This is a genomic window from Mesorhizobium sp. M0833 (genome assembly GCF_040319905.1).
In the GTDB taxonomy this organism is placed as follows: Bacteria; Pseudomonadota; Alphaproteobacteria; order Rhizobiales; family Rhizobiaceae; genus Mesorhizobium.
This window is the reverse complement of the sequence record NZ_JAMYOQ010000012.1, coordinates 154,778-176,218: the sequence shown is the minus strand read 5'-3', so window position 1 is coordinate 176,218 and position 21,441 is coordinate 154,778. Positions and strand designations below refer to the sequence as shown.

At 62.4% G+C, this 21,441-nt stretch carries 26 protein-coding genes and 1 pseudogene; 14 read left to right on the top strand and 13 right to left on the bottom strand.

Features of this window, described 5'->3' with window-relative positions; translation table 11 throughout:
* Positions 1–5 precede the first annotated feature (5 nt).
* Together NKH98_RS16405 and NKH98_RS16400 are read left to right on the top strand one after the other, a co-directional pair.
* A complete protein-coding gene (locus NKH98_RS16405; protein ID WP_352899781.1) occupies positions 6–518 on the top strand; it encodes a GNAT family N-acetyltransferase in 513 nt (170 codons plus the stop codon).
* Positions 515–1,546, top strand: a complete 1,032-nt coding sequence (locus tag NKH98_RS16400) for a histone deacetylase family protein (RefSeq protein WP_352899780.1) — start codon at positions 515–517, stop codon at positions 1,544–1,546. The genes NKH98_RS16405 and NKH98_RS16400 overlap by 4 nt, the downstream gene beginning before the upstream one ends.
* A gap of 18 nt (positions 1,547–1,564) precedes the next feature.
* On the opposite strand, the gene NKH98_RS16395 is transcribed toward NKH98_RS16400, so the two are convergent.
* Together NKH98_RS16395 and NKH98_RS16390 are read right to left on the bottom strand one after the other, a co-directional pair.
* Positions 1,565–2,830 carry a cysteine desulfurase-like protein gene (locus tag NKH98_RS16395; protein ID WP_352899778.1) on the bottom strand — a complete coding sequence of 422 codons (1,266 nt, stop codon included), beginning with the start codon at positions 2,828–2,830 and terminating at the stop codon, positions 1,565–1,567.
* Between the two features lie 47 nt (positions 2,831–2,877).
* Complete coding sequence (locus tag NKH98_RS16390; RefSeq protein WP_352649184.1) at positions 2,878–3,945, bottom strand: aldo/keto reductase; 1,068 nt, start codon at positions 3,943–3,945, stop codon at positions 2,878–2,880.
* Between the two features lie 385 nt (positions 3,946–4,330).
* On the opposite strand from NKH98_RS16390, the gene NKH98_RS16385 reads away from it, so the two are divergent.
* The gene (locus tag NKH98_RS16385; protein ID WP_352506409.1) at positions 4,331–4,495 is read left to right on the top strand and encodes a hypothetical protein; all 165 of its coding nucleotides are present in this window, start codon (positions 4,331–4,333) and stop codon (positions 4,493–4,495) included.
* A 50-nt stretch (positions 4,496–4,545) separates the two neighbouring features.
* On the opposite strand, the gene NKH98_RS16380 is transcribed toward NKH98_RS16385, so the two are convergent.
* Positions 4,546–5,052, bottom strand: a complete 507-nt coding sequence (locus NKH98_RS16380; protein WP_254817666.1) for a DUF1993 domain-containing protein — start codon at positions 5,050–5,052, stop codon at positions 4,546–4,548.
* Between the two features lie 123 nt (positions 5,053–5,175).
* Between NKH98_RS16380 and NKH98_RS16375 the strand changes: the two genes are divergently transcribed.
* Positions 5,176–6,213, top strand: a complete 1,038-nt coding sequence (locus NKH98_RS16375; RefSeq protein WP_352899775.1) for a DUF1176 domain-containing protein — start codon at positions 5,176–5,178, stop codon at positions 6,211–6,213.
* Here NKH98_RS16375 and NKH98_RS16370 read toward each other — a convergent pair.
* The 6 genes and pseudogenes from NKH98_RS16370 to NKH98_RS16345 form a co-directional block, all read right to left on the bottom strand.
* On the bottom strand, positions 6,210–7,067 hold the full coding sequence (locus NKH98_RS16370; protein ID WP_352506411.1) for an alpha/beta hydrolase family protein: 858 nt from the start codon (positions 7,065–7,067) through the stop codon (positions 6,210–6,212). The two genes, NKH98_RS16375 and NKH98_RS16370, sit on opposite strands and share 4 nt — an antisense overlap.
* Before the next feature lie 92 nt (positions 7,068–7,159).
* Positions 7,160–8,770 carry an NTP transferase domain-containing protein gene (locus tag NKH98_RS16365; protein ID WP_352899772.1) on the bottom strand — a complete coding sequence of 537 codons (1,611 nt, stop codon included), beginning with the start codon at positions 8,768–8,770 and terminating at the stop codon, positions 7,160–7,162.
* Complete coding sequence (locus NKH98_RS16360) at positions 8,767–9,471, bottom strand: XdhC family protein (protein ID WP_352899770.1); 705 nt, start codon at positions 9,469–9,471, stop codon at positions 8,767–8,769. The genes NKH98_RS16365 and NKH98_RS16360 overlap by 4 nt, the downstream gene beginning before the upstream one ends.
* 6 nt (positions 9,472–9,477) lie before the next feature.
* Positions 9,478–9,816 (bottom strand): XdhC family protein, encoded by a 339-nt coding sequence (locus tag NKH98_RS16355; RefSeq protein WP_352899768.1) that lies wholly within the window; start codon positions 9,814–9,816, stop codon positions 9,478–9,480.
* 62 nt (positions 9,817–9,878) lie between these two features.
* Positions 9,879–9,974: pseudogene (locus tag NKH98_RS16350) on the bottom strand (AAA family ATPase); the annotation flags it as partial.
* Positions 9,975–10,041: 67 nt separating this feature from the next.
* On the bottom strand, positions 10,042–10,536 hold the full coding sequence (locus NKH98_RS16345; RefSeq protein WP_254817660.1) for a flavin reductase: 495 nt from the start codon (positions 10,534–10,536) through the stop codon (positions 10,042–10,044).
* Between the two features lie 180 nt (positions 10,537–10,716).
* On the opposite strand from NKH98_RS16345, the gene NKH98_RS16340 reads away from it, so the two are divergent.
* Both NKH98_RS16340 and NKH98_RS16335 read left to right on the top strand, forming a co-directional pair.
* On the top strand, positions 10,717–11,790 hold the full coding sequence (locus NKH98_RS16340; protein WP_352477374.1) for a branched-chain amino acid ABC transporter substrate-binding protein: 1,074 nt from the start codon (positions 10,717–10,719) through the stop codon (positions 11,788–11,790).
* 14 nt (positions 11,791–11,804) lie between these two features.
* A complete protein-coding gene (locus NKH98_RS16335; RefSeq protein ID WP_352899821.1) occupies positions 11,805–12,824 on the top strand; it encodes a P1 family peptidase in 1,020 nt (339 codons plus the stop codon).
* Positions 12,825–12,869: 45 nt separating this feature from the next.
* Here the strand turns inward: NKH98_RS16335 and NKH98_RS16330 are convergent, their stop codons facing one another.
* Positions 12,870–13,124: a DUF2171 domain-containing protein gene (locus tag NKH98_RS16330; RefSeq protein ID WP_352899765.1), complete on the bottom strand. Its 255-nt coding sequence runs from the start codon at positions 13,122–13,124 to the stop codon at positions 12,870–12,872.
* 244 nt (positions 13,125–13,368) lie between these two features.
* Here NKH98_RS16330 and NKH98_RS16325 point away from each other — a divergent pair, with 244 nt between their 5' ends.
* From NKH98_RS16325 to NKH98_RS16310, 4 genes are read left to right on the top strand one after another with little or no spacing between them, the layout of a single operon-like run.
* Positions 13,369–14,094 (top strand): DUF2259 domain-containing protein, encoded by a 726-nt coding sequence (locus tag NKH98_RS16325; RefSeq protein ID WP_352899763.1) that lies wholly within the window; start codon positions 13,369–13,371, stop codon positions 14,092–14,094.
* A gap of 11 nt (positions 14,095–14,105) precedes the next feature.
* Positions 14,106–14,606, top strand: a complete 501-nt coding sequence (locus NKH98_RS16320) for a hypothetical protein (RefSeq protein WP_352477372.1) — start codon at positions 14,106–14,108, stop codon at positions 14,604–14,606.
* Positions 14,607–14,665: 59 nt separating this feature from the next.
* Positions 14,666–15,973 (top strand): adenylosuccinate lyase, encoded by a 1,308-nt coding sequence (gene purB / locus NKH98_RS16315; protein WP_352477371.1) that lies wholly within the window; start codon positions 14,666–14,668, stop codon positions 15,971–15,973.
* Positions 15,973–16,545 carry an RBBP9/YdeN family alpha/beta hydrolase gene (locus NKH98_RS16310; protein ID WP_352899761.1) on the top strand — a complete coding sequence of 191 codons (573 nt, stop codon included), beginning with the start codon at positions 15,973–15,975 and terminating at the stop codon, positions 16,543–16,545. Before purB ends, NKH98_RS16310 begins: the two co-directional genes overlap by 1 nt.
* Positions 16,546–16,550: 5 nt before the next feature.
* Here NKH98_RS16310 and NKH98_RS16305 read toward each other — a convergent pair whose 3' ends face one another.
* Positions 16,551–17,363: a VOC family protein gene (locus tag NKH98_RS16305; RefSeq protein WP_352899758.1), complete on the bottom strand. Its 813-nt coding sequence runs from the start codon at positions 17,361–17,363 to the stop codon at positions 16,551–16,553.
* Positions 17,364–17,634: 271 nt separating this feature from the next.
* Between NKH98_RS16305 and NKH98_RS16300 the strand changes: the two genes are divergently transcribed.
* Complete coding sequence (locus NKH98_RS16300) at positions 17,635–18,183, top strand: RBBP9/YdeN family alpha/beta hydrolase (RefSeq protein WP_352649238.1); 549 nt, start codon at positions 17,635–17,637, stop codon at positions 18,181–18,183.
* Here the strand turns inward: NKH98_RS16300 and NKH98_RS16295 are convergent.
* Both NKH98_RS16295 and NKH98_RS16290 read right to left on the bottom strand, forming a co-directional pair.
* Complete coding sequence (locus tag NKH98_RS16295) at positions 18,180–18,953, bottom strand: HpcH/HpaI aldolase family protein (protein WP_352899755.1); 774 nt, start codon at positions 18,951–18,953, stop codon at positions 18,180–18,182. The genes NKH98_RS16300 and NKH98_RS16295 overlap by 4 nt on opposite strands.
* A gap of 118 nt (positions 18,954–19,071) precedes the next feature.
* Positions 19,072–19,392, bottom strand: a complete 321-nt coding sequence (locus tag NKH98_RS16290) for a DUF1476 domain-containing protein (RefSeq protein WP_352506423.1) — start codon at positions 19,390–19,392, stop codon at positions 19,072–19,074.
* A gap of 270 nt (positions 19,393–19,662) precedes the next feature.
* Here NKH98_RS16290 and purC point away from each other — a divergent pair, with 270 nt between their 5' ends.
* Genes purC through purQ form a run of 3 tightly spaced genes read left to right on the top strand, consistent with a single transcriptional unit; the run spans position 19,663 to position 21,410 of the window.
* Positions 19,663–20,457, top strand: coding sequence for a phosphoribosylaminoimidazolesuccinocarboxamide synthase (purC, locus tag NKH98_RS16285; protein ID WP_023674725.1), 795 nt, complete (start codon positions 19,663–19,665; stop codon positions 20,455–20,457).
* Between the two features lie 40 nt (positions 20,458–20,497).
* Positions 20,498–20,740 (top strand): phosphoribosylformylglycinamidine synthase subunit PurS, encoded by a 243-nt coding sequence (purS, locus tag NKH98_RS16280; RefSeq protein WP_254817733.1) that lies wholly within the window; start codon positions 20,498–20,500, stop codon positions 20,738–20,740.
* Between the two features lies 1 nt (position 20,741).
* On the top strand, positions 20,742–21,410 hold the full coding sequence (gene purQ / locus NKH98_RS16275; protein ID WP_023674723.1) for a phosphoribosylformylglycinamidine synthase subunit PurQ: 669 nt from the start codon (positions 20,742–20,744) through the stop codon (positions 21,408–21,410).
* The last annotated feature ends 31 nt before the right edge of the window (positions 21,411–21,441 follow it).

Below are 21,441 nucleotides of genomic sequence, written 5' to 3'. Positions count from 1 at the left end.
CGGCCGTGACCAACCCACCGTCAAGAGACATTGTCATCCGGCCCGGCCGGGTGGAGGACGTCGAAACCATCCACGCCGCGCTCCTACGGCTCGGCGCGCATGTCGGCGCACATCAGGAGATCACCTCGACAGCTCGGGATCTCCGCACCTATGGCTTTGGCGAGAAGCCTGCCTTCTCGACCCTGATTGCCGAGGTCGGCGGCGAGTTTGCCGGGCTTTGCCTGCATTTTCCAATCTTCTCGACATGGATGGGCCGGCCCGGTGTCTATGTGCAGGATCTCTATGTCGCGGACCGTTTTCGCGGCCGCAGGATCGGCGAGCGCCTGCTGCGCCGGGTCGCGGCGCAATGCCGGAAGGACGGCGGCGGCTATCTCAAGCTGTCCGTCGATACCGACAACGAGACCGCCAAGGCTTTTTACGAACGGTTGGGCATTGCCTGGTCCAGCTACGAGCAGGTGCAGAAGATCGTCGGCGACGCCTTTTTCGCCTTCGCCGATGCACCGGAGGAGCTAACATGAAAGCCTTCTATGCCGAAGAACAGAAGCGCCACGACCCGAAGGCATTCCTCTCCAGCGGCGCGCCGCAGCCCAATCCGGAAAAGCCGGAACGGGTCGAGCGATTGTTGGCCGGCGCAAGGGCTGCCGGCTGCACGATCGAACGGCCGCGGGATCACGGACTCGGCCCGATTGCCGCGGTACATACGCCGGAATATCTCGATTTCCTTCACCATATCTTCGCGCGCTGGCAGCGCATCGAGGGCGCCTCGGCCGAGGTCATCCCCAACATCCACCCGATCGCGCGGAACGGCTCCTATCCGGCCTCGGCGGTCGGCCAAGCCGGCTACCACATGGCCGACACAGCCTGCCCGATCTCCGGCGAGACGTGGCAGAGCGCGCTTTGGAGCGCCTGGAGCGCGGTTGAAACCGCCGAGGCGGTGATGTTGGGAGCGCCGGCCGCCTACGCGCTATGCCGGCCGCCCGGCCATCACGCCTTTGCCGACGTCGCCGGCGGCTTCTGCTTCATCAACAATTCGGCGGTCGCCGCACAGGCTCTACGCAAGCAGGCAGCGCGGGTGGCGATCCTCGATGTCGACCTGCATCACGGCAACGGGACGCAAGGCATCTTCTATGCCCGGCCGGACGTGCTCACCGTGTCGCTGCATGCCGACCCGGTGCGGTTCTATCCGTTTTTCTGGGGCTATGCGGACGAGCGCGGCGAAGGCGCCGGCCTCGGCTACAATCTCAACCTGCCGCTGCCGCGCAAATCCGGCGATGCGGCTTTCCTCGAAGCACTGGCGGCAGCGTTCCAGCGCATCGACGCCTTCTCGCCCGATGCGCTTGTGGTCGCGCTGGGCCTAGACGCCTTCGAAGGTGATCCGTTCGGCGGGCTGTCGGTGAGCACGCCTGGTTTTTCGCGCATTGGAGAGGCGATCGCCCGGCTCGGCCTGCCAACGGTCATCGTCCAGGAAGGCGGTTATCTCTGCGATGAGCTCGGCGACAATCTCACCGCCTTCCTCACCGGTTTTGGCGGCGCCCACAAGCGATGATCCGTCGGCGTGGCCCGCTCAGGATCGCTCCTGCCTCAGCATGGCGACAACGCGGTGCACGCTCTCCAGCGTCTCGTCGATCTCGGCTGCAGTGTTGTAATGAGCGATGCCGATGCGCACCACGCCCTGCTCGGCCGGAATGCCGAGCTGGTGGACGATCTCCCAGGCGTAGTTGTGGCCGGACCACAGGAAGATGTTTTCCGCATTCATCTGCCGCACGATCGTCTCCGGCACTATGCCTTCGACAGTGAACGACACCGTCGGCACACGCTCATTGATCCGCTTCGGATCGGTGATGCCGTGGATGGTCAGGCCGGCAATATCCGACAGACCGTCGATCAACTGTTGCGTCAGCGGGTTCTCGTAAGCGATTGAGACTTCGAAGGCCTTGGCGATTTTCCGCCGACGCGACCCTTGCGCGCCAGCTGCCGCTCCCAACTCGGCAAAATAATCGACAGCCGCCGACAGGCCGGCCATCAATTCAATTTGCGGCGTGCCGAGCTCGAAGCGCTCCGGCAAGGCATTGGACGAGCAACGGCATTTATACGGCTTAAGCGCATCGATAACGTCCAGCCTGCCCCACAAAATTCCCATATGCGGGCCGAAGAACTTGTAAGCCGAGCAGATCAGGAAATCGCAGCCGAGCTTTTGGACGTCGATCAGGCCATGCGGCGCGAACTGAACGGCATCGACGTAGACCAGCGCACCAGCCTGCCTGGCGATGCCGGTCAACGTCTTCACCCTGTTGATCGACCCGGTGAGATTGCTGGCGTAGTTGAGCGCGACGAGCCGCGTCCTCTCTGAAAGCAGCGCGGCCAGCGCCGCCTCCTCGATCTGCCAGCTCTGCTGGTCGAAAGGCAGCCAGCGCACGACAAGGCCAAGATCTTCAGCCAGTTGCAGCCAGGGTGAGACGTTCCCCTCATGGTCCATGCGGGTGAGGATGATCTCGTCCCCGGGCTTCATCGTGCGGCCGAGCGTTCGCGACATGTGGTAGCTCAATGTCGTCATGTTGGCACCGATGACAATTTCCTGCGGGCTCGCAGCGCCGAGAAAATCCGCCATCGCCAGATGGGCCTCGTCGACAATGTCCTGTGCCGCAATGGTGGTCTCGAAGAAGCCGCCGAGGTTGGCATTGGTGGTCAGCAGGCAGCGTGACACCGCGTCCGCCACCGACTGCGGCACCTGCGTGCCGGCAGGATTGTCGAGATAGATGCGCCGGCGGCCCTTGTCGGTCAGCGACAAAGCCGGAAATTTCGCGCGCGCCGCGTCGATCCGGAAGCCCATGGCTGTTCCCCTCTCCTTATGACGATCGGACAACCACGCCCGACGCATCAAGGGCACGGATTGCCGACGCGCTGGTGGATCGCATCAACGGCTTTCTGCATGTCCTCGGTCCAGACCACGTCGGCGGAAGAGAGCGCCATTTCGAGTTGCGAAATGGTGGTGGCGCCGATGATGTTCGAGGTGACCAAGGGCCGGTTCGAGACATAGGCATTGGCAAACAGCGCCGGCTCCATGCCGAAGGTGCGCGCCAGCCGGTTGTATTCGAGCTGCACCTCGGCAGCATTCGGAGTCTCATAGCGCTGGCCGCGGTTGAACAACTGCGAGCGCGAGCCCTGCGGCCGGGCGCCATGATCGTATTTGCCGGTCAAATAGCCTTGCGCCAGCGGTGAATAGGCAAGCAGCGACACCTGCTCGCGCTCGCAGACTTCGGCAAGGTTCACCTCGAAGGTGCGATTGACGAAATTATAGGCGTTCTGCAGCGACGCGACGCGCGGGCCGAGGCCCTTGTCGGCTTCGGCAATGAAACGCATGACGCCCCAGGAATTCTCGTTCGACAGGCCGAAATGGCGGATCTTGCCGGCCTTCACCAGTTCATCAAATACGGCAAGCGTCTCGGCGATCGGCGTCTCGCCTTCCGGCACACCGGCGGCATCGGAGCGTCGCGGCAAGGTGCCGATGCGGTTTGGATTGGCGCCCCACGGCACGTCGCGTTCCGGCCAATGGATCTGATATAGGTCGATGTAATCGGTGTTGAGCCTGGCGAGTGACTTATCAATAGCGTCGAAGATATCGGCGCGCACCAGTTTAGACGGGCGGTCGCCGCGAAACCAAGTGTTGGCGGTGCGACCAACTACCTTCGAGGCGATGATCACTTGGTCCCGATTGCGCTTCTCCTTCATCCAATTGCCAATGATTGTCTCGGTACGGCCTTGTGTCTCCGCCTTGGGTGGGATCGGATAGAGTTCGGCGGTGTCGATGAAATTGACGCCGCGAGCAAACGCCAGATCCATCTGGGCGTGACCGTCCGCCTCGGTGTTCTGCTGGCCCCAAGTCATAGATCCGAGGCAGATTTGCGACACGAAAAGATCGGTCTGGCCGAGACGGCGTTTGTGCATGGAGTTTCTCCGGCGGGAATTTTGCGCGGCTGCGCGAGGAGGAAGCAATAGCATACAGGAAAGCGCCGCCCGCTTCCAAGCCCACCGACGGCAGGTCAGGCGACTTTCCCAGGATGCCGGCGAACGGAATTTTTCGCTGCGGCTAACAAAAAAGGCCGGACTGCATGTGAATGCAGTCCGGAAGTTCGCCAGGAATGGCGAGGAAAAACCGGCCAAGTGCCGGGACTGAGACCTACGGTCGAAGCACCGCCGAAGTTTCGCCGGAACAGCCGAATTATGTCAAAAAAGATCAGGGCAGCATGGCTGCCATGCGAATGCTGCACTGCACAATTGTCATGATCTGCCTATATTGACGGCCGTGGAGGTTCAATAAGGGGCTTTAATCATGGGATTCTTCACTGAAATGTTCGCCCGTCCGCGTCCGCGGGAACAACTGCGTTATCGTGCGGCACTGGCGCTGCTCCATTCGATGAGCAATGCCGATCGCGCCGATATCGGCGTCAAGCCGGCCGATTTCCCGCGCATCGCTCGGGAAATGTCCGTACGCTAAACAGCGCGCCGTGAGAATCCCGCCGCAGCGGGATATCTCACGAGCTGATCTCAACGCAATCCGAGGAAGATCGACTTGCCCAATGGCACGCCGTTGTGGCGCAGGATGTCGTAGGCGGTGGTCAGGTGGAAGTAGAAATTGGGCATGGCGGCATGCAGCAGATACTGCATTCCCGGCATCGAAACCTCGCGCCCCGCAAGCCGCAGTTCGACCATCCTGTCATCTGAACCATCGAATTCGGCCGCCGAAAATGTCGCGAGATAGTCGAGCGTCTTGGTAAGGCGGGCCTGCAGATCAACGAAGCTCGTCTCATTATCCTCGTATTTTGGCACCTCACGCCCGGCAAGCCGCGACGGCGCGCCCTTGGCGTGATCGGTGGCAATCTGTACCTGCCTGGTCAGCGCAAACATGTCCGGCGCCAGCCTCGCCGTCAGATACACCTGCGGATCGATCTTGCGATCAGCCGCATTTTGCTCGGCAATGTTCAGCACATTGGCTAGTGACTTCAGCCTCGCCGAAAATACCGGCACGGATGCTTCATACATTGATATGGTCACAAGAAATCTCCACGCGGCCCTACTGCCTATGGCGAGAGGTAGCGCTTTCGCAGGCGATTGTTCAAGCGTCACCACGTCGCCGCAATCGATATGATAGGATTTTTTATCGAGTGGAGGTTCCCGATGAGACGCGCCCTTTTTGCAGCGACCGCCTTTATCTCTCTTGTCGTTGCCGGCCAATCGGCGCTCGCCGCAGACGCGCCTTATATCGACGACAGGTCGAATGCCGAAGCGGTGATCCGGTCGCTTTATAGTGCCATCAGCCGGCACGAATTCGCGCGCGCCTGGGACTATTTCGGTGACACCAAGCCGGCCAAGGATTTCAATTCCTTCGTCAAAGGCTATGACGGCACGGACACGGTCGAAGTCAAAACCGGTGGCGTATCCGAAGACGGGGCTGCCGGCAGCATCTACTACAGCGTTCCGGTCGCCATCCGGGCGACGGCCAAGGACGGCAGCGAGAATGTCTTTGCCGGCTGCTATACGCTGCGCCAGATCAACGCCTCGATCCAGGAACCGCCATTTCGCTCGATCTTCATCGACAAGGGTGCGCTAAAACCCTCAAAGGCCGATTTCGAGGATGCCGTGCCGGCAAGCTGCGGCGAAGGACCGCCGCCGCCGAAGAAGGACGCAGCGCTTGAGCAGGCCAACAAGGCGTTTGCCGCGACTTATGGCGACCAGTGCGACAAGGATCTTTTGGCGCAGAAGCCAGACACTTTCTCGATCCACTATAAGGACAAGGATGCCGCTGCCAGCGATCCCGAAAGCGAAACGCGGCTTTTCCATTTCGCCTGCTCGGCCGCGGCCTACAACGAAAACTCGATCTATTACATGAGCGACGACGTGCTTGGCGTAAGACAATTGCAGTTCGCCGAACCTGAAATGGACATCCGCTACGAGAACAATGACAGCGACGGCAAATTGCTGGGCATGACCATAGTTGGCTTCCAGACCTCCGGCTGGGCAACCAATTCCGATTACGACGAAGAGACCAAGACGATCACCACCTTCAACAAATGGCGTGGCATCGGCGATGCCTCTTCGTCGGGGACCTATCTGTTTCGCAACGGCGATTTTTCCCTGGTCCAGTACGACGTCGACGCGTCTTATGACGGAGAGGAAAATCCGCAGACGGTCGTCGACTACAATACCGCGCCTTAAGGGGCCTTCGACAACATCCAGTTGAGCGTGCCGCGCCAGTCGGTCATGCGGATGGGCGTGCCGTGCGTGCCGGTCTCGAAGCGGACGAAGCGTGTGGGATAGCTCTTTGATTTGGCCAGGATGGAGCGGAAGAAGGCTTCCTGTTTCTCGATTGGAAACACCGGATCCTTGCTGCCTTGGCCGAAGAAGACCGGCACACGACGCTTGAAGGCGGGGCTTGAGAAGAAACTCTCGTCCCATAGCGAGCCGAGCAGCAGCAGCCCATCGATGCGCCGGCCGGTATCATTGCGGGCGGCCAGCTTCCAGCATAATGAGCCGCCCATCGAGCCGCAGGCGACGAAGATTTTTGCGCTCGGCGATTGTTCGGCATAGTGGTCGATCAGCGCGGCGATCTGGGCGGCACCTGTGTCGCCGAAATCGGAAAAGTCCGGCGATAGATAGAGACCGCCATTGCCCGCCATCAGGTTCTTGATGCGGTTGAAATTACCGCCGAAGGTGAAGTCGTCGGTGCCCTGCTTACGGCTGCCGCCCTGCCCGTGCAGATAAAGCACGATGATGCTGGCGCCCCCGGTCTTGCCGACGGCAATGTGGCGGACATCGCCGGCGTCGGTCTTCAGCAAGAGATCCTGCTGCACCTTGCGCACGCCGGTTTCGGTGTATTGCGCGTGCACACGACGCTCAGGCACTTCGTCACGAGCGTTGATGTCGCGCAGCTCACGATAATCGACGACCGTATAGGCGCCGTTGCTCTCGGACGAGAGGGTGACCGGATAGGCGAACAGATCGTCCTTGAAGGGTTTGAGTTCGAGAGCGTTGGCATAGGCGACACAAAAGAGCTGCAAAAGAATCGCCATCAGCAGGGCCGGGAGGCCCGAGGGGGTCAAGCGGAACCGGAAGCAGGAACAAAAGGCCATCCCTCAGCCATGCGTTTTTCGGCTTCGGTTTGTCAATCCTGCAGCACGCCGCCGGCGCCTTCCAGCGCCTCGCGCGTGTCGACATCGACCGCTGCCCCTTCGCCGATCTCGACATCGATGACGTCGAGCCCTTCGGCTTCGACCAGATGGCGGGCGCCGGTATCGCCTTGGAGGTGAGCGATCGCGGCAAACAGCGGACGCGGCAGCAGCACCGGATTGCCGCGCCGCCCAGCGTGCGAGGCCCGCACCACCGATCGGCCTTCTGACCTGCGGAACGCCTCGATCAGCCTGTCGAGGTCGGCCGAGGCGACGCCGGGCATATCGCCGAGGACAATCATGGCGCCGGCGGCGTCGCCGGAAATCTTGGCGATGCCGGCCTTTAGCGACGAAGACAGACCCTCGGCGAAATCCGGATTGTCGGCGAAGGTCACATCGAGGCCAGACAGTGCACTGCGCACGCGCTCGCTCTGGTGGCCGGTGACGACGATGGTGGCCGCGGCTTTCGAACCGACCGCGCGTTCGGCAGTGCGGCGGACCAGCGGCTTGCCATCGAACAGTGCCAAGAGCTTGTTCGGCCCGCCCATGCGGCTGGAGCGGCCGGCGGCCAGAAGCACAATCTCGACCTTTGGTTCGGCTTTGGCCGGCAACGGCTCGCGCGGTTGCGGCCGCGTCGGAATTTCCATCAACAGCCCGCCGACACCCATGCCGGCAATATCCCTGGCGGTCACGTCGAGACCGGCTATCAGCCGGTCGAGCACCCAGTCGAAGCCGTTCTCGTTGGGACTGCGGGCGCAGCCCGGCGCACCGATGATGCGCTTGCCGCCGAGTGTGCCGAGCACCAGCAGATTGCCGGGATCGACCGGCATACCGGCGCGGATGACAGTGCCGCCCGCCCTTTCGATCGCAGCAGGAACGACGTCGCCGAAATCGGCCATCGCCGAAGCGCCGAAGATCACCACCATATCGTTGTCGCGGATCAGCGAGGCCGCAGCCTCGGCGACGGGGATAATTTCATGCGGCGTTCGACGCTCCGCCGTCAGCCTGCCTCCCGAACGCGCCAGGCGTGCTTCGGTGACGCGCAGCGTCTTGTCGAGCACGCTGGGTTTGATGCCGGGCAGCACCGTCTGGATGACGCCGACGCGCACCGGCTGATAGGCGTTGACCGCAAAGATCTCGCCGCTCGCGCAGATCCTTGCCACCGCATCGACCAAAGCGGAGGCGACCGCAAACGGAATGATCTTCACCGTTGCCACCATCTGACCTTTTTCGACCGGCGCATGCTGCGCGAGTGTGGCGATGGTGATCGTCGGATCGACGGCGTTGATGGCGTCGATCATCGCCGCGTCGACGGTGAACATGCCGGCAGCCTGCGCGTGCAGGTTGACCCTACCTGTCGCGGCAGGCTTCGCCTCGATGTTGCGATGGATCATACATGCGGCGATCTTTTCAGCGGCGACGTCCTCGCTGAGATCATCGGGCGCCAACACCGCCGCGACGACCTCGGAAATGCCAGCGGCCTTCAACAGGGACACATCCCCGGCGCTTAACCGGTGCGCCTTGCGGAAGCGGCGCCCTCCGGCTGTAGTGGCGTGCGCAAGCACTGCCCCTTCGGCCGCATCGATCGCAACGGGACCAAATTTCACGCGACTGCGCCTTTGGATTCGAGGCCGCGGGAGCGAAAGGCGTGGATCGCTTGCGCCAACACCGCGACGGCGATCTCGGCCGGGCTGGCAGCCCCAATGTCGAGGCCGATCGGGGCATGAATGCGGGCGATCTGGTCGGCTGTCGCCCCCGAAACCAGCAGGCGTTCCACACGTTTGGCGTGGGTCTTGCGGCTGCCGAGCGCGCCGACATAAAAGCAGCCGGCGTCGAGCGCCGCCTTCAACGCGAAATCGTCGATCTTCGGATCATGGGTGAGAGCAGCCAGCGCCGTATAGTTATCGAGCGGCTGACGCGTCAGCACATCCTCTGGCCATTCGGCATGCAGCGCGATATCGGGAAAACGATCGGGCGTGGCAAAGGCCGTGCGCGGATCGATGATCTCGACAGGATAGCCGGCGATCCTAGCCATCGGTGCCAGCGCCTGGCTGATGTGGACGGCGCCGATCACCACCAGGCGCGGCTGCGGCAGATGTGCGTTGAGGAAGAACGTGCGCCCCTCAGCTTCGACCGAACCGGAATTGCCCGTGCGAAATGCCTTGGCGACGGCCGCCCCGAGTTCACCGGCTACCCGGTCTCCCTCGCGCACGACACGGTCGCGGCCGTCGCCGAGATCGGTGACCAGGATTGCCGCGCGGCGGGCGCGGCGTTCGGCGTTGAGTGTCTTCAGCGCATAGGGATCCATTCGAGATCAACCCAATCTTTCTACATAGACCTTGATGCGGCCGCCGCATGACAGGCCGACTTGCCAGGCGGTCTCGTCTGCGACGCCGAATTCGAGCATTTTGGCCTTGCCGCTGTCGATAACCTCGACCGCCTCGGTGACTACGGCGCCTTCGACGCAGCCGCCCGAGACGGAGCCGTGGAAATTGCCTTCGGCGTCGATGACCAGGTGGCTGCCGACCGGGCGCGGCGCGGAGCCCCAGGTCTCGACCACGGTGGCAATGGCGACATCCTTGCCGTCCTTCATCCAGCCCTCCGCGATGATCAGCGGGTCGCGAGCCTCATCGAGATAGATACTGCGTTCCATGATTCCTCCTTGGGAGACATGTGGTTACGCGACGCGCTTCACGCCAGCCTCGATCCATCGGCGCGGGTCGACCGAACCCATAAAAACAGCACGGTTGCCAGCGACCGGTCCGCCACATAATCCGCACGGGTCAACAGATCGAGCGTCTCGTCGATCATCCGCGGCGCCGGACGCGGTTTTCCACTCGGTCATTCTGTCTCCGCGGGCGCGGCCACCTGAAAGCCTCTACAAAGCGTGGTAGCCGCGGTTGTGATAGATCAGCGGCCGCAAGTTATCGCCCATACGCAAACCTGTAACCTTGCCAAAAAGCACACGGTGGGTCGCCAGATCCTTGGAGTCGATCAGTTCGCAGTCGAAGACAGCGAGCGCGCCCTTCAGCGTCGGCGCACCGGTCGAGATCACATCCCATTCGGCCAACGCGAAACGCTCCTCGACCGGCAGGCCGGTCATGCCGGAAAAGCCGATCGACAGCGGCTCCTGATCCGAAGCCAGCGTGTTCAGGGCAAATTTGCCGTTTTCCACGAACGGCTCATTCTTGGGATTTTCGCGATTGAGGCAGACCAGGATGGTTGGCGGCGTGTCCGACACCGAGCAGGCCGCGATCACCGTCGCGCCGCGCCTGCCGGCGGGGCCATCGGTGGTGACTACATGCACATGACCGGCAAAATGGGCCATCGCGTCGCGGTAGGCCTGCGGCCCGATGTCATTCTTCTTCAGCACCGATGATTTTCCACTAGTCAGAACCAACCGTTATATATGGGGGGATATTGCAGCCCACAAGCGAAGTGCTTGACGTATATCCTGGATTCCCGTGTTGCGCCAAAGCTGGCCAGCCTTTAGGTCTTGACGGCATTGGCGCCGGCAGAACACGCGACCGGCGCGGAGGAATTCTTCGCTCGCATGCGACCTTGGACAACCACAATAGCGGTGCTGGCCTGGCTCTCGGTCGCCGGGGGTGCGAGCGCCGAGAGGCTGCTGGTCGGCGTCGCGGCACCGCTGTCGGGGCCGTCGGCGATCCTCGGCAAACAGATCGAGGCAGGCGCGACAATGGCGGCTGAAGCGAACGACGCCGAAATCACGACGATCGATGACGCCTGCACGGCCGATGGTGGCGCCGCCGCCGCGCGGGAGTTCGCCGCGGCCAAGGTCAACGTCGTCATCGGGTTTTTGTGCACCGACGCAATCGAGGCGGCTCTGCCGATCCTCAAGGATGCCGGCATACCGGTGATCACAGTCGGCGTTCGCACGGAAAGCCTGACCGACCGGCGCGCCAAGACGGGATGGCCGATCTATCGTCTCGGGCCGCGCGGCGACGACGAGCGCAATGCCGTCGCTGCCATCCTCACCCGCCTATGGCAGACCGAGCTGTTCGCCATCGTCGACGACGGCACGATCTATGGCCGCGAAATGGCCGAGACGTTTCGGGCAGCCGCCGAGCAAGCGGCCCTGAAGCCGGTGTTCGTCGACACGTTCCGGCCGCAGCTCGACAACCAGATCGGCCTGATCGGCCGACTTAAGAAAGCCGGCGCAACGCATGTCTTTGCCGGCGGCGACGGCGATGATGTCGCCATTATGGGCCGGGATGCTGGCCAGCTAAATACCGGCATGGTGTTTGCGGGCGGCGAAGCGTTGCGCGCGCCGCTCGGCGATGTGCCTTATGCCATCGGCACGCTGATGATCGCGCCGCCCGAATGGGCCGATGTCGCCGACCCCAAGGTGCTGCAGAGCTTTGCCGGGCAAAACATCGTGCCGGAAGGTTACACCCTGCCCGCCTATGCCGCGGTCGAGATCGCCAAGTCGGCTTCGGCATTGACGCAAAGCTCCGGCGAGAGACTGGCCAACGTGCTGACCGCGCATGACTTCGCCACGGCGATCGGACCGATCCGCTTTGACGAAAAAGGTGACCTGACGCAAAATCCTTATCGAGCCTACCGTTTCGACGGCGGCCGTTTCGTGCCGGCGGAGAGCCAATGATGTCCAGCACGGGGATGTTCCGTACGGGTCCGCGCAATCTCATCACCGACGTCGCCGGCCTGCGTGTCGGCAATGCGGCGAATGCGAAGCTGAAATCCGGTGTGACCACCGTCATCTGCGACGAACCGGCCGTGGCCGGCGTGCAAATCCTGGGCGGTGCGCCAGGCACCCGCGAAACCGACCTGCTCGAGCCGCACAATTCGATCCACGCCATCCATGCCGTGGTGCTTTCGGGCGGCTCGGCTTTTGGCCTTGACGCCGCGTCGGGGGTGCAGGCGGCCTTGCGCGAAAGAGGCATCGGCGTCGAGGTCGGCGGCTTTCGGGTGCCGATCGTGCCGGCGGCGATCCTGTTCGACCTGCGCAATGGCGGTGACAAGGATTGGGGCCGGTATCCGCCTTACCGCGACCTTGGCTACGAAGCCGCGCAAGCCGCCGCGATCGACTTTGCGCTCGGCACTGCCGGCGCTGGTAGTGGGGCTTTGAGCTCCGGCCTGAAGGGCGGGCTCGGCTCGGCCTCGACAGTGCTGGACAGCGGCGTCACCATCGGCGCGCTCGCCGCCGTCAACCCGACGGGCTCGGTGACGGTCGCCGGGACCCGCCATTTCTGGGCGGCGCCGTTCGAGATCGGCGACGAGTTCGGCGGCTTAGGCTTTCCCCACCCAATGCCTGACGATGCCAGAAAGATCCTGCTGAAGTTCCGTGACAAGCATGCCGCAGAGCAGGCGGAAACCGGCGCCAATACGACCATCGCCGTGATCGCCACCGACGCGGTACTCACGAAGGCCGCCGCCAAACGCCTGGCGATATCAGCGCATGACGGCTTTGTCCGGGCCATTTGGCCGACGCACACGCCCGCAGACGGCGATCTGGTCTTCGCGCTGGCAACAGGCAAGAGCGGCATCGAGCTCAGGCCCAACGATGCGATCGATCTCTACGCCGCGGCCGGCGCCACGATGGCGCGCGCCATCAGCCGCGGCGTCTTTGCCGCGAAGCCGGCCGAGGGCGATCTGTTCCCGGTCTGGTCGTCGCGCTGACCGCGCCGCTTATTCGGATTTGCCGTAACCGGACTGGACTTATGATCAAGTGGGGTCGGATTTTTCTTCCTCGAACGTGACCGCAACGTCGGAGTTTGCCGACAGCCGCACCTTTTGGCCCTCGATCTCGGCGACAAGGCTGAGAGGAATGAAGTGGTGATGACCCCTGTGAGCGCCCTCACCGCTGTCGCGCTTGGTCAGCTTGATGCGATCTCCGTCAACCTTGTCGACAGTACCGACATGGACCCCGTCGGCGCCGATCACTTCCATACGTTCGCGAATCTTGGCTGCATCTGTCATGGGGGTCTCCCTTATAGCGCCGCGCGCTTTTGAACGCGCAAAGGACGCTCTAAACATTTTGACTCAATGTGCCGTACCTTCCGAAATCGATCCTGATTTTCGGAAGGCACGATGCGGTGAAGCTGCCGACAATAACAAACGACAGCCGGATTGGATGCATCGACTTTGTGTTTCAGTCAGCACGATCTTTTGACGGCATCGTGATAGGAATTTAACGACGTCCACCGCCTGAATGGAATTCCCCATGCGAAATCTTGCTCTGTTTGCCGTCTGCCTGCTTGCCCAGCTTGCAACTTTGGCCGCCGCCCACGCAGGCGATGTCGCCGAGCTTGAGATCCTCGGCTTCAGCCGCGATGGCGGGGTCTTTGCCTTCGAGCAATACGGCGTCCAGGACGGATCGGGATTTCCCTATGCAAACCGCTATTATATCGACACGGCCGACGACAGTTTCCTGAAGGGCTCGCCGATCCGTGTCCGGCTCGACGACGAGAATGCCGCGGTGGACGCGGCGCGGCTGCAGGCCCGGCAAAAGGGCGAAGCGATCGTCAGTCAAGCGGAACTGAAGGCAAATCGCGGCATCACCGCCGGCTTCAACCCCGTGACCGAGCTTTCCGCCGATCCCTTCCGCATGGTGGTCAATCCGCGCCCGATCTTTTCGCCGGTCGACGAGCCGCTCGAGTTCCGGCTCGACCAGATCGGCATGAATGACACCGAGCGCTGCCAGAGCCAGGGCGAGATCAATGGCTTTCGCCTGCTGCGCATCGATGCGAAGGACGGCGGTCAGACGAGCATTATTCACGAGGACAAATCGATCCCGCAAAGCAGAGGCTGTCCGAATGGCTACCAGATCGGCGCGGTTCAGACATTTTCACTGGATAGCCTCAGCGCCTATGCCGTGCTGATCGCAGTGCGCCAATACGGGTTCGAGGGGCCGGACTATCGCTGGATCGCGGTAACCGGTCGCCTGTGACGTTCCCCGCCATGCGCTATCGCGCCCTGTATCGTCTCCGCCGCGCTCTGCCGTCGCTGCGCACGGCATTTGCCGGTGCCTTGCTGTGGGCCATGGCGATGGGCGCCAGCGCGCTGCTCAATTTGCTGCAGTACAATTGGGAGACCCCGGCAAAGATCCGCTTCGTCTCGCTGCTTTATGCAGCCGGCGGTGCGCTCGCTTTCCCGATTGGGCTGTTCCTGGCGCGGCTCGTCTCGCTCGGACGCCACTGGGAGATCGCCCTCGCCGCCGCCTTCGTCTGCCTTCTCGCAGCGACGATTGTCTTCACCGGCGGCCTCTTTGGGCTGCAATACCGCTCCTACTATGTCCAATGGCATGCGCCCGCGTTCACCATCACCTGGGTTTTCCAGTTCGTGTTCACGATGTTGACGGCACTCTACCAGTTCGTCGTCCTTGGCATCCGGCTGTATTTTCCGCTCGGTTTCATTGCGCTCGCTGTCGCCAGTGTCTGGTTTGCGCGCCAGCAACGTTGAGCATTTTGCCTGCCTCTGTTAGGACGCGGGCAAATGCTCTCGCAAGTCAGGACCGACTGATGATCCCTCGCTACTCCCGGCCGGAAATGGTGGCCATCTGGTCGCCCGAAACCCGGTTCCGCATCTGGTTCGAGATCGAGGCCTACGCCTGCGACGCATTGGCCGAGCTCGGCGTCATCCCGAAGGAGGCCGCTAAGACCATCTGGGAGAAAGGCGGGGCGGCGAAATTCGATGTCGAAGCCATCGACGAGATCGAGCGCGTCACCAAGCATGACGTCATCGCCTTCCTCACCCATCTTGCCGAATTCGTCGGCCCGGATGCCCGCTTCATCCACCAGGGCATGACATCCTCCGACGTTCTCGACACCTGTTTCGCCGTGCAACTCACCAGGGCCAGCGATATCCTCCTGGCCGATATTGACGGGCTGCTTGCGGCGCTCAAGCGCCGCGCCTTCGAGCACAAGGATACGATTACCATCGGCCGCAGCCACGGCATCCATGCCGAGCCGACCACCTTCGGCGTCAAGCTGGCGCAGGCCTATGCCGAATTCTCGCGTTGCCGCGAGAGGCTGGTGCACGCGCGCGAGGACATCGCCACCTGCGCCATATCCGGTGCGGTCGGCACCTTTGCCAATATCGACCCATATGTCGAAGAATACGTGGCCAAGAAACTCGGACTGAAGCCGGAGCCGGTGTCGACGCAGGTGATCCCGCGCGACCGCCACGCGATGTTCTTCGCCACGCTCGGCGTGATCGCCTCGTCGATCGAGCGGCTGGCGATCGAGGTGCGCCATCTGCAGCGCACGGAGGTACTCGAAGCAGAAGAGTACTTTTCACCCGGCCAGAAGGGTTCGTCGGCGATGCCGCACAAGCGCAACCCGGTGCTGACCGAGAATCTAACCGGCCTTGCCCGCATGGTGCGCTCGTTCGCATTGCCGGCAATGGAGAATGTGGCGCTGTGGCACGAGCGCGACATCTCGCATTCCTCGGTCGAGCGCATGATCGGGCCCGACGCGACGGTGACGCTCGATTTCGCGCTCTCACGGCTGACCAGCGTTGTCGACAAACTGCTCGTCTACCCCGACAACATGCTGAAGAACATGAACAAATTCCGTGGCCTTGTGCATTCGCAGCGCGTGCTGCTGGCGCTGACGCAAGCTGGCGTTTCGCGCGAGGACGCCTACCGGCTGGTGCAGCGCAACGCGATGAAGGTGTGGGAGCAAGGCGCTGATTTTCTTGAGGAACTTTTGGCCGACAAGGACGTTGTCGCTGCCCTGCCCGAGGCCGAGATCCGCGAGAAATTCGACTTGGGCTATCATACCAAGCACGTCGATACGATCTTCAGCCGAGTGTTCGGAGAGGCCTGATGATTTCGTCGGCCGGAGATTTCGATTTCCTTGCCCTGCCCGGGCGCGGCAACTCCGGGCCGGATCATTGGATGTCGCATTGGTGCCGGGTGTTCCCCAATTCGAGCCGCGTGCTGCAGGCCGAGTGGGACCGGCCTAAGCCCGGGGACTGGATCGGCCAGGTGGATGCGGCGGTGGCCGCCGCACCGCGCCGCGTCGTGCTACTTGCGCATTCGCTGGCGGTGGCGACGGCGGTGAAGTGGGCTGCTAGTGCCAGTCAAAGCCAACTCGACAAGGTCGCGGCGGCATTCCTGGTTGCCGCGACCAATGTCGAGGATACCGATCCCTCATTCGACGCGGTGCGCCCGTTCGCGCCGATGCCGCTGAAGCGCCTGCCCTTCCCGGCATTGGTGGTGGCGAGCCGCAGCGACCCGCGCGTCACTTTCGACAAGGCGAGCGCTTTTGCCGCAGCCTGGGGCGCGGATATCGCCGATGCCGGCGATCTCGGCCATATGGGAAACGAGGCCGGCCTCGGCCTGTGGCCGGCGGGCCTGCTGATGCTTGGCCGCTTGCTTGAAAAGGCGAAACTCTAACCGAACTACGCCTTGCCGGGAACGGTCCTGATCACCGTGCCCCACGGATCCTCGCGGGTCGTTGCATCAGCCACATTGTCCGAACGCATCTCGACCCAGGCCAAGCCGGAGCGGGCGGGATCGCGGCGGCCGGCACCCGCGCTCTGCCACGCATTTGCGCCAATGTGGTGATGATAGCCGCCGGACGACAGGAACACCGCCGCGCCACCGTATTTTGCCACGGTGTCGAAACCGAACTCCTGATGCCACCATGCTTCGGCTTCTTCCGGTCGGCCGACCCGCAGATGGACGTGGCCGATAATGCTGTTTTCCGGCGCGCCCTGCCAGCCGACATCACCGGCCGGCACTTCGGCAATGACCGACGGAATGTTCAGCCGCTCCGTCGCCATCGCGATCTTGTCGCCATTCCATTTCCAATCCTGGGGGCGGCGGTCGGCATAGATCTCGATGCCGTTGCCTTCCGGGTCGGTAAGATAAAGCGCCTCGCTGACCAGATGATCGGACGCGCCCTCGATGCCAATCTTGCCGGCGATGGCGTGGTTGATCCAGCGGCCGAGATCGACCCGGCTAGGGAGCAGGAAGGCGGTGTGGAAAAGACCGGCGGTGCGCGGGTCATCGGGTTTCGCAGCCGGATCCGCTTCGATGTCGAGCAAAGGGCGATTGACTGCGCCGAGCGTAATCGTGCCGCCGGCGCGGCTCAGTTCCTGCAAACCGACGACTTTGCGATAGTAGGCAGCGAGATTTTCTGCATCGCGCGCCCGCAGGCCGACGCGGGCAACGCTGACCGGGGTCGTTGCGGCATAAGGCAGTTCGCTCATCAAAGTGCTCCGTTCAGCCGGCGCTCGACAAGCTTCCAACGGAGGAACCCGGCGCCATCAATCATTCTACGCCGTGTCCGTGCCAAAATCTCGGAACAGCCATTCTTTCCTGGCGACAGATTGTCGATCGCTATCGTTCACACAAGAGCGCAAGAAGCGAACAAGGTGTTCACAATAGCGAGCAGACCGGGCTCATGAGAGGTGCGTTTGCATGTCGCTGTTGAGTTTATACCCGGTTGCACCCGACAGCGCCTCTCGCTACATGCGCGCCATGAAAGTCAGGGAAGCAGATATTCTCATCGTGCCGGGCTACACCAATTCCGGCCCCGATCATTGGCAGAGCCGCTGGCAGGCGAAACTATCGACAGCGCGCCGCGTCGAACAGACGGAATGGTCGAAGCCGGTGCGCGAGGATTGGACGGCCGGTGTCGCCAAGGCGGTTAACGAGGCCGAGCGGCCGGTCGTCATTGTCGCTCACTCGCTTGGCGTCGCCGCGGTCATTCAGGCATTGTCTCGGTTCGAGCGACCGGTCGCCGGCGCTTTCTTCGTGGCGCCGCCCGATGTCGCCAATCCAAAGATAAAGCCGAGGCACCTGATGACCTTCGGTCCCTATCCGCGCGATCCTCTGCCATTTCCGTCGGTGGTGATCGCCAGCCGCAACGACCCGTTCTGCGCCTTTGGCGTCGCCGAGGACATTGCCGCGGCCTGGGGCTCGCTGTTCATCGACGCCGGCGATGCCGGTCATCTCAACGCGGATTCCGGCTTCGGCCCCTGGCCCGAAGGTTCGATGACCTTCGCGAAATTCCTGACGGATCTCTAGGAAGCGATCGAATCCCTGACGCTGCTCAGCAGGGTCTTTGCCCCAAGCGAAATCAGCGAATGCTCCGAACCCATCGCCAGCAGCCGGTAACCCATCGACACCACACGACCGGCAATGGCCGGTTCCATCACATAGATCGCCGCATGCTTGCCGGCCTTGCGGGTGCGCTCGGCGATCGAGGCGACGGTCTCCATCATGCTCCCCAGCGTCGAACTGACGGTGGTCCCCTTCGACCAGGCGATCGAGAAATCCGACGGGCCGAGGAAGATGCCGTCGATACCCGGCGTGTCGAGAATGCCGTCGAGTGCAGCAAGCGCGGCGCGCGTTTCGACCATGGCGAACGCCATGGTGCGCTGGTTGCTGTCGCGCAGCCAGTCGGCATGATCGCCCTTGCCATGGCGCGGAAAGGCATAGGTGGGGCCCCAGGAGCGCTCGCCGAGCGGCGGGTATTTCATGGCGGCGGCAAACAGCCTTGCGTCCGCCACTGAATTCACCATCGGCGCAATCACAGCCTCGGCGCCGAAGTCGAGCGCGCGGCTGGCCATGTCGAAGCGGCCGACCGGGATGCGCACCAAAGCCGGCTTGTTGGCGGCCAGCACCGGCACAAGCCCGCGCAGCACGCTGTCCTCGTGATGGCCACCATGCTGCATGTCGAGCGTAACCGCGTCGAATCCTTGTCTGGCCAGTATCTCGACCGTCAAAGCATCCGGCACGCCTGACCATGCGGTGAACAGTGTCTCGTCGGCCGCAAGGCGTGACTTCAGGGACATTGGCGATTTCCTCTTTGGTTGCAACAATTCAGCCGGAAATGACCGCAAAGGCAAAGAAAAACCGCCCGGTTGGGCCGGGCGGTCGATTGGTCCAGCATTCGATCGGTATCGAAAAGGATCAGGTGTTCTTGATCTGCTCGATCGCCTGCGCCATCAATTCATCCATGGTGCGGCGGATCTGATGGTCCGACTGCTCAATGCCGGCCGCATCGAAATCCTTGCGTATCTTGCGGAAAACGTCGTGATCGCCGGCTTCCTCAATGTCGCTGACGACCACTTCCCTGGCATAAGCGTCGGCATCGGTGCCTGACTTGCCGAGCTTTTCGGCAGCCCACAGGCCGAGCGCTCTGTTGCGGCGTGCCGCTGCCTTGAACCGAAGTTCCTCGTCGAATGCGAATTTGCGCTCAAAGCCCTCTTCGCGGTCTTTCATGCTGCTCATGGCATCCCTCCGTGAAATCCGATTCGTCGTGCCAATATGTGTTGCCGGAGCACAAACCAAAAGGGCGCCGGCCGGTCAATATGCTACATTGCTTGCTGCGCTGCGGCATTTCGGTCCCCGAAAGCGGTTGATTGAAAGGATTTGCCGATTGAGCAAACAGTGCGATTGGGATAGACACCGGCATTGAACCCCACCGTCGCCATCTTATTTTAGGCAGACGGACAGGAACTGGTCGCTTGCCGCCTGCCCGCAAATCCAGAGAAAAATCAGATGAAAAATCGCCGCCGCATTTATGAAGGCAAGGCCAAGATCCTTTATGAGGGACCGGAGCCTGGCACGCTGATCCAGTTCTTCAAGGACGACGCTACCGCTTTCAACAAGAAGAAGCATGAAATCGTCGATGGCAAAGGCGTGCTCAACAACCGCATTTCCGAGCACATCTTCAATCATCTCAACCGGATGGGCATTCCGACCCACTTCATCCGCCGGCTCAACATGCGCGAGCAGCTGATCAAGGAAGTCGAGATCATCCCACTCGAAGTGGTGGTGCGCAACGTCGCCGCCGGCTCGCTGGCCAAGCGTCTCGGCATCGAGGAAGGCACCGTGCTGCCGCGCTCGATCATCGAATTCTATTACAAGGCCGATGCGCTCGACGATCCGATGGTCTCGGAAGAGCACATCACCGCCTTCGGCTGGGCGAGCCCGCAGGAGATCGACGATGTCATGGCGCTGGCCATTCGCGTCAACGACTTCCTTTCCGGACTGTTCATGGGCGTCGGCATTCAGCTCGTCGATTTCAAAATCGAATGCGGCCGCCTGTTCGAAGGCGATATGATGCGCATCGTCGTCGCCGACGAGATCTCGCCGGATTCCTGCCGGCTGTGGGACGTGGCGACCCAGGACAAGCTCGACAAGGACCGCTTCCGCCGCGACATGGGCGGGCTGGTCGAAGCCTATCAGGAAGTTGCCCGCCGCCTCGGCATCATGAACGAGAACGAACCGCCGCGTCCGGCCGGGCCGGTGCTGGTCGCATCGACCGACGGTGTCAAAGGCAAGCCGCACTGACAGCTTGCCAGCTCAACAGATGAACAGGAGCATGTCCAGCGTGATCAAGGCCCGCATTACCGTAACTCTCAAGAACGGCGTGCTAGACCCACAAGGCAAGGCAATCGAGCATGCGCTGTCCGCAATGGGTTTCGGCGGCATCGGCCAGGTGCGGCAAGGCAAGGTTTTCGATGTCGAGCTTGCCGAGGGCGACAGGGCCAAGGCTGAGGCCGATCTGAAAGCCATGTGCGACAAGCTTCTGGCGAATACGGTGATCGAGAATTACGCGGTGGAGATCGCCTGAGGTGAAATCAGCCGTCGTCCTGCTCCCCGGCCTCAATCGCGACCGCGACATGATCGCGGCGCTGACCAAGATTTCCGGCACGCCGCCGGTCACCGTCTGGCAGACGGACACCGAAATTCCCGATGTCGACCTGATCGCCATTCCCGGCGGCTTTTCCTTTGGCGATTATCTGCGCTGCGGCGCCATTGCCGCGCGCATGCCGGTAATGCGGGCTGTCGCCGAAAAGGCGGCCAAGGGCGTCACGGTCATCGGCGTCTGCAATGGCTTCCAGATCCTGGTCGAGGCCGGCCTGCTGCCGGGCGCATTGATGCGCAACACCTCGCTGAAATTCGTCTGCCGCCAGGTGAAGCTGCAGATCGCCAATGCCAACACGATGTTCACCCGCCGCTACCAGCCGGGCCAGATCATCCGTGCGCCGGTGGCGCACCATGACGGCAATTATTTTGCCGACGCCGAAACTTTGGCCCGCCTCGAAGGCGAAGGCCAGGTGGTGTTCCGCTATGCCGAAGGCACCAATCCCAACGGCTCGATCAACGACATTGCCGGCATCGTCAACGGGCGGGGCAACGTGCTCGGCCTGATGCCGCATCCCGAGAACCTGATCGAAGCGGCGCATGGCGGCAGCGACGGCCGGGCGCTGTTCGAAAGCGCCTTGGGCATCGCCGCTTGAAGCCTTCAATTTTCCTCCTGGAGCGACGGTC

Coding starts and splice junctions, on each gene's coding strand:
- purC (WP_023674725.1), top strand. CDS start 19,663: ATGAAAAATCGCCGCCGCATTTATGAAGGCAAGGCCAAGATCCTTTAT.
- NKH98_RS16395 (WP_352899778.1), bottom strand. CDS start 2,830: ATGGGCTTCCGGATCGACGCGGCGCGCGCGAAATTTCCGGCTTTGTCG.
- NKH98_RS16370 (WP_352506411.1), bottom strand. CDS start 7,067: ATGGCGATTCTTTTGCAGCTCTTTTGTGTCGCCTATGCCAACGCTCTC.
- NKH98_RS16320 (WP_352477372.1), top strand. CDS start 14,106: ATGCGCTATCGCGCCCTGTATCGTCTCCGCCGCGCTCTGCCGTCGCTG.
- NKH98_RS16400 (WP_352899780.1), top strand. CDS start 515: ATGAAAGCCTTCTATGCCGAAGAACAGAAGCGCCACGACCCGAAGGCA.
- NKH98_RS16295 (WP_352899755.1), bottom strand. CDS start 18,953: ATGTCCCTGAAGTCACGCCTTGCGGCCGACGAGACACTGTTCACCGCA.
- NKH98_RS16305 (WP_352899758.1), bottom strand. CDS start 17,363: ATGAGCGAACTGCCTTATGCCGCAACGACCCCGGTCAGCGTTGCCCGC.
- NKH98_RS16335 (WP_352899821.1), top strand. CDS start 11,805: ATGTTCCGTACGGGTCCGCGCAATCTCATCACCGACGTCGCCGGCCTG.
- NKH98_RS16360 (WP_352899770.1), bottom strand. CDS start 9,471: ATGGATCCCTATGCGCTGAAGACACTCAACGCCGAACGCCGCGCCCGC.
- NKH98_RS16340 (WP_352477374.1), top strand. CDS start 10,717: ATGCGACCTTGGACAACCACAATAGCGGTGCTGGCCTGGCTCTCGGTC.
- NKH98_RS16300 (WP_352649238.1), top strand. CDS start 17,635: ATGAAAGTCAGGGAAGCAGATATTCTCATCGTGCCGGGCTACACCAAT.
- NKH98_RS16385 (WP_352506409.1), top strand. CDS start 4,331: ATGGGATTCTTCACTGAAATGTTCGCCCGTCCGCGTCCGCGGGAACAA.
- purB (WP_352477371.1), top strand. CDS start 14,666: ATGATCCCTCGCTACTCCCGGCCGGAAATGGTGGCCATCTGGTCGCCC.
- NKH98_RS16290 (WP_352506423.1), bottom strand. CDS start 19,392: ATGAGCAGCATGAAAGACCGCGAAGAGGGCTTTGAGCGCAAATTCGCA.
- NKH98_RS16330 (WP_352899765.1), bottom strand. CDS start 13,124: ATGACAGATGCAGCCAAGATTCGCGAACGTATGGAAGTGATCGGCGCC.
- NKH98_RS16375 (WP_352899775.1), top strand. CDS start 5,176: ATGAGACGCGCCCTTTTTGCAGCGACCGCCTTTATCTCTCTTGTCGTT.
- NKH98_RS16355 (WP_352899768.1), bottom strand. CDS start 9,816: ATGGAACGCAGTATCTATCTCGATGAGGCTCGCGACCCGCTGATCATC.
- NKH98_RS16310 (WP_352899761.1), top strand. CDS start 15,973: ATGATTTCGTCGGCCGGAGATTTCGATTTCCTTGCCCTGCCCGGGCGC.
- NKH98_RS16390 (WP_352649184.1), bottom strand. CDS start 3,945: ATGCACAAACGCCGTCTCGGCCAGACCGATCTTTTCGTGTCGCAAATC.
- NKH98_RS16325 (WP_352899763.1), top strand. CDS start 13,369: ATGCGAAATCTTGCTCTGTTTGCCGTCTGCCTGCTTGCCCAGCTTGCA.